Raw genomic sequence first — 9,870 nt, forward strand, 5'->3', positions numbered from 1 at the left:
CAGATGGTTCACTCGTTGAGCGGTGAACAGCGCTTCATACGACCTCACGTCGCACACCCCGTATTCATTTTCTGGTATTTCTCCTTGATAAGAACCGCAAATATCAAACTTGAACTCTTCATCTGGTGTGATACTTGGGTCAGAATGCGGGATACCAAATGTGTCGTGTGTTTTTATTGGCGATAATCCTGTCGATTTTCGCCACTGTATAAATTTTGATACGGTTTCATAAATCAGCTTTTCAGAGCCGATATGCTCAATTAGAGCAACTTGGGTTTGTTTGAAATCAATGATATTTACATCCATTACTTTATCTCCAACTTTCGGGGGATGATAGTCATACCTTGAGTGCCAACCACTCCACTCAGGTTGATTTCTAAATTGAGAGGGGGACTGACCAAATGTTCTCGAAAATGCGCGTGAAAAGGCCTCTAGACTTTCAAAGCGCGCTTCAAATGCAATATCCGTAATACTTACTTCATGTTCGAATGCCAAACGAAATGACGCTCTCTTCATGCGAGCCAATAATACATATTGGGTAGCACTTATTCCCACAGACGACTTAAATATCCGATGAAAATGGTATTTGGAACTTGCTGCCAGTGTGCTGAGTTGCTCTAGTGTTAACTCATCATCTAAATGATGATCAATAAAGTCGCATACTTTTTTGATATGCTGCTCACGGCGTTTGGTCGTTGTCATTCTTTGCTTATTCCCAATTCAGAAGTCGCATTAATAGTAATTAAGATGATTTATAGTTGCTTGATTGAGATTGCTAGATCTCTTTCTAAGCTAGTCCATACGTAAAAATGAAAACAGCATGATTTTCAATCTGAGAGTCTGTTAATAGGTGTTTTTGCTGGTTTGGTGTAGTCTAAGTGCAATTATTTAAAGAGGTTTTCTTCATGTCAAAAAAATCAAAACTTCATAACGAAGACAAACTAGTCAAAAAAGCGTTAGAAATTGGTGGTAAAATGGCCAAGATGCAAGGTTTTGACTTACCTCAGTCTCCTCAGCCTTTGAGAGTAAAAGCCATCTATCTGTTTTTGGTTGATGCTAAGCAAATTACACCCTTGCCAGAGAGTAAACTTGATGGATCAAGTATCAAACATAGATTAGCTCTCTGGATTCATAATGCCTTACCGGACGATGATCCTTTAAAATAGAAGTGTTAGCACTTTCTCCAGTGAAAGTGCTTTGCTTTTGGCTAACGTCAATGCTTAGTATCGAGCTATTAAAAGGACACACCACAACTCTTGAGAGACAAGCTTACTTTTTTCTATCGCTTGAGACTCTCTTAAGTGTGGTGTAGCGATATTATTTTACGCAGAACGGTTGGCCTTTATTAATGTTGGTGCAGGGCTGGGTTTCTGGTTTGTTTGGGTTGCGGCCTAATTCAACTACTTTCTTACCATTGACATCAAACATTGTGAAGTCGTATTGCTCAATTTGATCAGTGTCCCAGCGGTCTAACTTCAGTGTTTTGTTCTTTAAGTCTACTTGAGAAACCCATAGAGTAGGGAAGTTCGCATCATACGTAGTGTCCCATTTTGTATAGCCGCTACGTATTTCATGAGCAACACCTTCAATTATATTGCTTAATTGCTTGTTGTCGCGGATACCAAAACGTTCTTCATATGCTTTGACTTCCTCAAGTGCGTATTGAGCACGATGACGACGATCCAAAGAATTAATCGAAGCGGTTGGGAAACGCTTTTCACCCAGTAACTCTTTGTCGATTTCAGCCATAGTTTCAAAGGTTGGATTGTTAGAAATGACGTCTAAGGAATTTGCTCCTCGATAAAGTCTTTTTTCGCCATTAACCATTTCAACAAGGATGGTCTCACCAGAATTATCAGAAAAAATGAAGTGAGCATGGAAGTTATCTAGGGTCGTATTCGCATCATACAGCCCAGGTACGCCACCAAGCTTTTGATCGCGTATATTGGTACTTTTGATAATAGATTGTACGTCATCGAGGTTTTTTGCATTAGCAACAACGTATTGCACAAATTGCTGACCATCGATATCAGTGTTGCCTTTTTCTCGTGCTTTCTCATCTTGCCAGTCTGTATTGAGGTAATGAATCTGACCAAGTACACCATGCTCGTTGATGGCTTCGGTGACAAACTTTACGTCGAAGCTTGCAATCTCAATCATGGCATATTTTGACTTGTAAGCTTGGTTTTCAACCCCTGATTTGTTGAGGTCAACCCCATATACCTTAGGTGCGCGTGTATCAAGGACAGTACCTCTAGGGATGCCGCGAACAACCCCTTGATCGTAACCTTCCCAGTCCATTGAGCGTGTGACCATTGTCGTATCTAAAGCGTCCGAGTGGTATAAAGCTCGTGTACAAGCCTCTGCTACGCTAGATATAGATCCCAATGTTGTTGCAGCTAAGGTGAGTGCCAATAATTGTTGATTCATAATCTAAATATTCCAAAAAAGATAGGTTCTTATTCGGTGAATTTGAGATCACCGTAAGTAAAAGACAAGAACACATGCGTCAATGACAGATAAAGTGATGAGCGTCTGATTAACATCAACCAGGAACACACAATATTTAGTCGTTAAATTTTCATAGCTCTCATGCTGTTGTAGTGCGTATAGTTTTATACTTATTAAAATACTAATCAATAGCTTATGATGTACATATTTGAGAAATTAATAAATTGAAGGGATTTAAACCATAAACTTAGAAGAAGTTATCTGCTTACTTCACAAGCACGTTTGCCTCTGGCGGATGAATACTATACGTTTTTCAAGGTGCCCAGTGTTTCTCTTCCATACAAGATAAATTGCGTAAGGGGGAGATGGAGTTTGAATACTTGCTCCCGCTATCGGGGGCCGTTAAAAGTTGTAAGACATGTTAAGCCAAAATGTTGGGGTTGTGATGCGGCTATCTGATTGCGGAGGCCCTCCAACCGTTCGCCATGCGACTGTGGTATCTATCTCAATGTCTTTGAATGTGTACTGAAAGCCTAAACCAGCGCCTCCTATGGTTCTGTCATTATCTAATGCTGTCCAAGGAGTATGATTTGTTCTGGTATAGCCATAATCAAAGAATAGATATGAACTAACCCTATTGTTATAAACACGACGAAGCTCTATCTGGCTTAAAATACCCTCATCCCCGTATGATTCTCCAACAGGGTAAGCGCGGATTCCATTAGGCCCTCCAAGGCCAAAGTCTTCTGAAGAATCTAGGTTCTCAAATGCTTTTTGACCTGTAATGCGAACGTATAGGCTATGGTATTTGATAGGAAGATTATTGATGCGTCTCACGTCGAAATTTATTTTATCAAACACACCATCAGTATGAGCGGTTAGATTATCAATCGCATATAAACCGTCATCAAGGTCAAGGAAGCCATGAGTCCAGCTTATTGAACCATATGTTACCCCACCACCGCCTAAAAGATCTCTAAAATCAAAGTTTAATGTCGTGGTGATAAGATTACTTGATTTCTCGGCTTTTGTTGCTGTTGCCCCTTGTTTATCAACCTACCATTTTCGCTGATAGGTGGTGAAAAGGGATATATTTTGTTGCTGGGAGCGTACTAAAGGATAATTCAATCCCGCACTTAATATATCTGCGGTGCCGTGAGCATCTAGGCTCGTAAACTCTTTGCCTAATTGATAATCCGTATGTTGAAGCCCAATATTGCCTCGTAAACCTGGATAAAGCAGTGGCAAGCTGTATGACAATGAACCGAACCACATATTTTCTTCAGTGTACACTAGACTAGTGTCGAGTTTGTCACCAAATATGAAAGGGCTATTTACATAGCTATCTAGCTGAATACGCCCACTTCCCGTATAACGATTCCCCTTGTTATCCAGATTAACGCTCCCTCCATATGGTTTGTCAGGGCGAATGTTTACAACGAGATCGCCTAAGCCAATATTTTCACCGGGCTTAACCACAGGAATCACGCTGAATCCCGGTTGATCATCTAAGATCAGACAGATGGTTTCAAGCTCTGAGCCTTTAATGACACTTCCTGAATTAAGCACAGATAAATACTCTTGTGCTGATTCTTGATATTCGACACTAGCGTCGTCGCTTGATACTGAAATCTTGCCATAGCGACCTTCAATGATTTCAATTTGGAGTTTACCTTCTGTTAAGGTTTGAGCTGGTAGGATAGCTCGAGCAAAAGGATAGTCTTGTTGGTGGTAGAAGTCTGTTATTTTTCTGGCCAAGTTTTGTAAACCAGCAAAATCATATTCTTTCCCCTCAATATCTACTATTGCTAATAATACTTGGTCGCTAAATACAGAGTTACCGTTAAGCTCGATGCTTTCTATTTGAACGATAGCGCCACCTGACTTGATATTTTGAGGTGTTACAGGGGTTGTCAATGGTGGTACAGAGGATGATTTTGGGGCCACAATTTGGCTATTAAACTCTTGGCTTGTATGTCCCGCATCAGGTTTTTGCTGAGCTTGAGAAAAATGGGGCATAGTGCTGGTAACCATGATTAATGTGCTGGGCCAAAATAGCTCTACTCTAGTCAAAACCTTCTACCTTTACTCGCTTTTACTATTAATATCGCTTTGATTAAATAGGGCCTTGAACTTTGGTGGAGCCCAAGAAGGGAAACGAATACCTCCATCGATGATAAACACCTTTAATGGACCTAATATATCATTTTCACGGCTTAACAAGGCACTTGAGATAGTGCTGTTATCGTCTGAGGTGTTCGTAGTACCTTCTGCATCATTACTGCTGATTTGAACTATATCTAATGAGCCGATTTCATTTGAATAATCTAACTGAGTAGGAGAGACGACGATTTTGTAGGGTATAGGCGTTATAGACTGAACAACAGACACTGCGGTAGTCTGTGGTATTGAAGAGTCTACTGGCTCAGATACGCTAATAGGTTGTTCAGTAGCGGCAACAAGACCAGTATCATCAGCTACATTTCGAACTATATTTTCAATGTTGCTCGCTTTGCCTGCTGCGTAATACCAAGTGAGGCTTTCATTTGTATTAGGAGCTAGGTCAGCCATACGTAGAAATAGCCCGTAAGAACCATCAATCTTACTGGTAATCGTATCTGACGTACGTGGATCCTTGTTCATGATATTAGAAAAAGGCCCGTATCCGGCAGTCACAGTGTCAGCATCATTTGAGGTGGAATAGAATAAGACTGCCGCACCAGTGCCGTCAGTTTCTTCTGTTATTTTAATGGCTTTTGCTTGAGTGTTTTGCTCTGAAATCTGCACAAATCCATCATCTATATTTCCCTTAGCCATATAACTTGTATCTGAAGTTCCAATAAAGTCATCTCTGGTGCCAATCCACAAACGCACGTTAGTTAATGGGGTTGTAGAGCTGTTGTTTGTCACTGTGGTTGTCGTTCTAACAAATTCTTTATTCTCTTCTAAAGTATATGAATTAATGATATCAATTGTGTTTGTGGTTTCTGCCACGCTCACATTTGTCTTTGTGACTAAAGTACCGCTCCCTTCATTGTAGTTGGCGATATTTATCGAGAGTGTATTGGTAGCGCCACTAAGAGAGGATGCGCCGTTAGTGGCGAGAACTTCGCCATTATAATTCCAACTGTTAGTGCCGTCGCCGCCTGTCTCAACCCCAAAATCTAGTGGGTAATCCTCATAAGTCAGTTTGTACCAACCAGCAGTGCGTCTTGATGAGGTGCCGTCGTCGTAGTAAAAAGGTTGAAGGAGCTCCCCAGTATCTGTGATTGCAGGGTTAGCATTGTCGCCAAATTTGATCAAACTATTACCAAAGTAGAGGTTATTAACGGCTCCGCTACTGCCTTTTTTCCAAGTAAAATTTGATGCCTTGGGGATTAATACGTCTACATTGTCTGCAATTGAATAAGTACTGGTTGATCCCGAAGTCGAATCTAGACCATATTCAAATGCCAAGCTTCCGAGGCCCGTTGCCACCAAGTTAGCGTTAATGTTGATATTGTTGTTTGCGGTTAACGTGAGTTTATTTGTTGACCATGAAACAGCATCATTAACATATAAGTTCCCGCCTGTGCCTGTGGTTTGAATTTGCACGTTTCCGCTAGATAAGTTGCTTGATAGTGTAGAACCTGAAATATCGCCGCCACTGGCAGCGACTGTAAAGTCGTTAGGATCTATCAGCCATGTACCATTTTCTCCTTAGGAGGATGATGTAATAACACGGGTACCATCTTTGATGTCGATATTTGCTGCACTGGTTTCAATAAAACCACCGTTTCCTCCATTGGGTGCGGAAGCGTCAATTATCCCTGTTACTTTTGTTGTCCCGTAATCCATATCACCCAATAGGATAATCTCTCCTTTTTCTCCGGTGGATAAAGTCTGTGCTTCTGTAATACCAGTGTGATTGATAACGCTAGTTGCCAGCTCATCAACAGCCTTTGCCGATAAGTAGATTAATCCCCCATCTGCATGAATAGCCCCACCTTGTGATATCAAACTTTCAATTGCACCTTCTTCTACTTCAAGTTTCACAGGGCCCCCGAGATCAAGAGTGACTTTATTCCCTGATCCCATTAAAACATTACCAGATTGAGCTGAAATATGACCTTGATTAATTATTTTTGCCGCGATTAATGCAATTGTCCCATTTTGACTTGCGCTAATATTGCCTTGATTAACTATGACACTAGTGCTTTGTCCTTCAAACACATAGTTGTCATTCAAAAAATCTTGGCTGCTGATGTTTAGTGTTGAGGTGACAAGCCCGCCAACATTAACTTGTGCATCAGAAGTAAACGTTATTCCATTCGGGTTTACGAGAAAAACACGTCCATTTGCATTTAACGCGCCTTGGATAACAGAGACATTGTTTCCTAGTACCTTATTTAATGCGACAGATGATTGAGACGGTTGAATAAAATTAACGGTATTTTCTTTTCCTATTGAAAAGTCTTGCCAGTGAGTGACGAGTTTTTGGGTGTTTTGTATTATATCCATAGAACTTTCAGAGGTGGTGATAGTTCCAGAACCATGAACAACGTTTCCACCGGAAGGAAGAGTTCCAGCGTAAGAGGATATTGAAAAAAATGCCGCCATATAAAGAGCGAATCTAAAGAGCATATTTGGATACATAAGTGCTTTCCTATACATCGTATCCTTTATATCAAAAATAGCATAAAGACCCTATTTTTGTTATGTTTATAAGCTTGGCTAATAAAACCCTACGCTAGGGCGTTTATTTCATTATTAAAATATGGCCATTTTCAAATAGGATCTTTTACTAGACAAATCTTGATAAATATTACTTTTGTTATATTTAGCAATATGTTATCAATACTATAAATTAATTTTTCTCTTGATCCATGTAAGTGTTCACTATCAATGAAGAGAAAACTATTCATTTGTTAGAAATGGTTTGGTGGGGAGGTTTAGTCTAAGTGATCAAAGCTTTATCAAAATTTAAATGTTCAAACAATGCTGAGCTGATAATTCAGGCTAGTATTGCTGTTTTTCCACTGTGTTTAGCAGTGATACCTTGGGGAGTTTTGTGTGGCTCATTGGCGATTCAAGCAGGGCTTTCCCCGTTGCAGGCTCAGGCAATGTCACTGTTTGTGTTTGCTGGTGCCGCTCAGTTAGCTGGTATTTCTCTGTTTGGCGTCATGAGTCCTACATTACCCATTCTATCTTCAACGTTTGTCATTGGGTCTCGTCACTTACTTTATTCGGCTGTTTTTCAAAGCCACATCAAGGAGTTGTCATGGTTTAAGCGTATGGCCTTTGCTTTTTTCCTCACCGATGAGATGTTCGCAGTTTCAACCAGCCATATCGATAAAACTCGCTCGTTTAGTTATGTGTATGCGGTTACAGCAGGGATCGCTTTTTATTTGGTTTGGAACCTTGCAACGCTCGGCGGAATAGTCGCAGGTTCAAACATCGATAATATTGAAGAACTCGGACTTGAATTTGCGATAGCTGCAACCTTTATAGCGATCGTTATTCCATCAATAAAAGATCGTTCCACTCTTTTTGCTGTGTTGGTTAGTGGTTTTTCTGTACTGGTTTTCGACATTGTAGAATTTGAGTATTCGCTTATTGGCGCGACGATATTAGGAATGATTACCGGCTTTTATACATCGAATGGAGAAAGAAATGACGCTTAGTACCGAGTGGGTTATTTTCCTAATGGCTTTGATTACATTTGCATGTCGATATTTGTTTTTTATGAAATCGATTCCGATTTCTCTTGGCAGTAAAACCAAGCAACTTCTGAGGTATACAGCGCCTTCAGTACTCACTGCTATGTGGGTGCCTATAGTTTTTTTAGGTCACGGATCCTCTCTCGATACTATACATTCAAGCCCATTTTTTTATGCCGGAGTGATTACCGTACTGCTGAGCTTAAAATGCAAAAATACGCTGATGGTTGTCGCTGGGGGCATGGTGATATTTTCTATTCTTAATTGGCTGTTTGCTTCGCTTTAGGTCGCTGAAAGAACGGTAGATTTTGATCTTTACATGGCTGGTTAGCAAAGAAAAATACGTCAATAAACCTCAGGTTTTCACCTGATGTTATGCGTTATCTGATTAGGGTAGGCTGTGGTCTTGGCTTGCTCTAAGTTACTGACTTTTCTATCTCTTGTTGAGTAGTTCAGTGTGTTTCTCTAATAAGAGCAGAGCAAGTCTTAATATTGCTTTATTTTCTTATTTATCAGATAACACATAGCCATGAAATTTATAAAATTATTAATAATTCGCATTCAAGCTCGATTGACTCGAGGTACTAATGATCAAAACCCAAGAGATTGGAGTCAAGCCATAGATGACCAAGTGACGGCTTCTTATCAATCACCTCAGTCCTTTCAAAGTGAGATGGGTTCGTCAATCTTAAAGGGAGCTCGTCGATGATCAGAAACTTGGCCGTTATGACCTCTATACTGTGGTCAACACATATTTTCGCTGCCTCTAATGATGAAATTGTAAATTTCTTATCTATCCATGAAGTGCCAGATAGCCTCTTCATTCTTCCTCCACCACCAACTGAAAATACAGTTCAATGGAGTGCTGATAAGCAAGCTTTTATTCAAACACGACATGTTGAAGGAGAGAGAAGGTGGAAGCTTGCTATTGCAGATGCCAACCTGTCTGCTAACCATATGGGTGATGCGTTTAGTGAAGTCTTAGGCGTCGATATCTCACCTAAAACAACCCCTAAACTTATTGAAGTTCTGAAAAGGGTTCGTGGTGATAGTGCTAGGCTTGCTGTGCGCTCCGCTAAACTCGAATATATGCGAACTCGCCCATTTGTTTATTTTGATACGCATTCGTGTACCCCAGAAAGTGAGAAGACTCTTTCAACAAACGGTTCATACCCTTCAGGCCATGCCTCATATGGTTGGGCTGCTGCTTTGGTGTTAGCAGAACTAGTACCAGAGAAACAAAATGCATTGCTCGCGCGAGGCTATGATTTTGGTCAAAGCCGCGTTGTCTGTGGTGTGCACTGGCAAAGTGATGTCGACGCAGGCAGATTAATGGGCTCTGCAGTATTTGCTCGGCTGCATGCTAAGCTGGAATTTACCCAAGCAATGGCAGAAGCCTCCAAGGAGTTAAAAAAACTGGGCGTGATATCCAGTGTTCAGTAAGATACTTTAGATTTCTGCGCAATAGGATACCAAGGATAGGGTGTCCACCTTTCATCGAATTACCTAAAACTTCTGTATTTATTTTGATGATAAATAGTCTAAAAATTCATTAAAATATATGCTTGATTGCATATCTTGGTTTTATTATAGTCACTAATAATCAATCTGTTATATTGAAAACACTTACCCTTTTCTAGATATGGTTGTACTAGAGGATACAATGTACTGAGGGATCCCCTCATAAATCCGCCAGTGCATAGCCATCTTTTAAGAGCTG

At 40.4% G+C, this 9,870-nt stretch carries 8 protein-coding genes and 1 pseudogene; 4 read left to right on the top strand and 5 right to left on the bottom strand.

The features are described 5' to 3' along the window. The coding region (locus tag AAFM34_RS19045; RefSeq protein ID WP_341665582.1) for an AraC family transcriptional regulator at window positions 1-702 on the bottom strand (702 nt) is incomplete at its 3' end. A 203-nt stretch (window positions 703-905) separates the two neighbouring features. Here AAFM34_RS19045 and AAFM34_RS19050 point away from each other — a divergent pair. Beyond that, window positions 906-1,166: a DUF5062 family protein gene (locus AAFM34_RS19050; protein WP_341665584.1), complete on the top strand. Its 261-nt coding sequence runs from the start codon at window positions 906-908 to the stop codon at window positions 1,164-1,166. Window positions 1,167-1,317: 151 nt separating this feature from the next. Here AAFM34_RS19050 and AAFM34_RS19055 read toward each other — a convergent pair whose 3' ends face one another. From AAFM34_RS19055 to AAFM34_RS19070, 4 genes and pseudogenes are all read right to left on the bottom strand, one after another. Beyond that, window positions 1,318-2,430, bottom strand: coding sequence for a linear amide C-N hydrolase (locus tag AAFM34_RS19055; RefSeq protein ID WP_341665586.1), 1,113 nt, complete (start codon window positions 2,428-2,430; stop codon window positions 1,318-1,320). Window positions 2,431-2,853: 423 nt separating this feature from the next. Next, window positions 2,854-4,485 (bottom strand): annotated as a pseudogene (locus AAFM34_RS19060) (ShlB/FhaC/HecB family hemolysin secretion/activation protein). A gap of 51 nt (window positions 4,486-4,536) precedes the next feature. Further along, the gene (locus AAFM34_RS19065; protein ID WP_341665588.1) at window positions 4,537-6,045 is read right to left on the bottom strand and encodes a hypothetical protein; all 1,509 of its coding nucleotides are present in this window, start codon (window positions 6,043-6,045) and stop codon (window positions 4,537-4,539) included. A 105-nt stretch (window positions 6,046-6,150) separates the two neighbouring features. Next, window positions 6,151-7,086 carry a filamentous hemagglutinin N-terminal domain-containing protein gene (locus AAFM34_RS19070; protein WP_341665590.1) on the bottom strand — a complete coding sequence of 312 codons (936 nt, stop codon included), beginning with the start codon at window positions 7,084-7,086 and terminating at the stop codon, window positions 6,151-6,153. Window positions 7,087-7,391: 305 nt separating this feature from the next. Here AAFM34_RS19070 and AAFM34_RS19075 point away from each other — a divergent pair, with 305 nt between their 5' ends. The 3 genes from AAFM34_RS19075 (at window position 7,392) to AAFM34_RS19085 (ending at window position 9,593) form a co-directional block, all read left to right on the top strand. Then, window positions 7,392-8,114: an AzlC family ABC transporter permease gene (locus AAFM34_RS19075; protein ID WP_341665592.1), complete on the top strand. Its 723-nt coding sequence runs from the start codon at window positions 7,392-7,394 to the stop codon at window positions 8,112-8,114. Continuing rightward, the gene (locus AAFM34_RS19080) at window positions 8,104-8,436 is read left to right on the top strand and encodes an AzlD domain-containing protein (protein WP_341665594.1); all 333 of its coding nucleotides are present in this window, start codon (window positions 8,104-8,106) and stop codon (window positions 8,434-8,436) included. The genes AAFM34_RS19075 and AAFM34_RS19080 overlap by 11 nt, the downstream gene beginning before the upstream one ends. Before the next feature lie 419 nt (window positions 8,437-8,855). Further along, entirely contained in the window at window positions 8,856-9,593 is a 738-nt protein-coding gene (locus tag AAFM34_RS19085; RefSeq protein ID WP_341665597.1) for a phosphatase PAP2 family protein, read from the top strand. Window positions 9,594-9,870: the final 277 nt, after the last annotated feature.

Origin of the sequence: Vibrio sp. (genome assembly GCF_038138445.1) — a bacterium.
GTDB lineage: Bacteria > Pseudomonadota > Gammaproteobacteria > Enterobacterales > Vibrionaceae > Vibrio.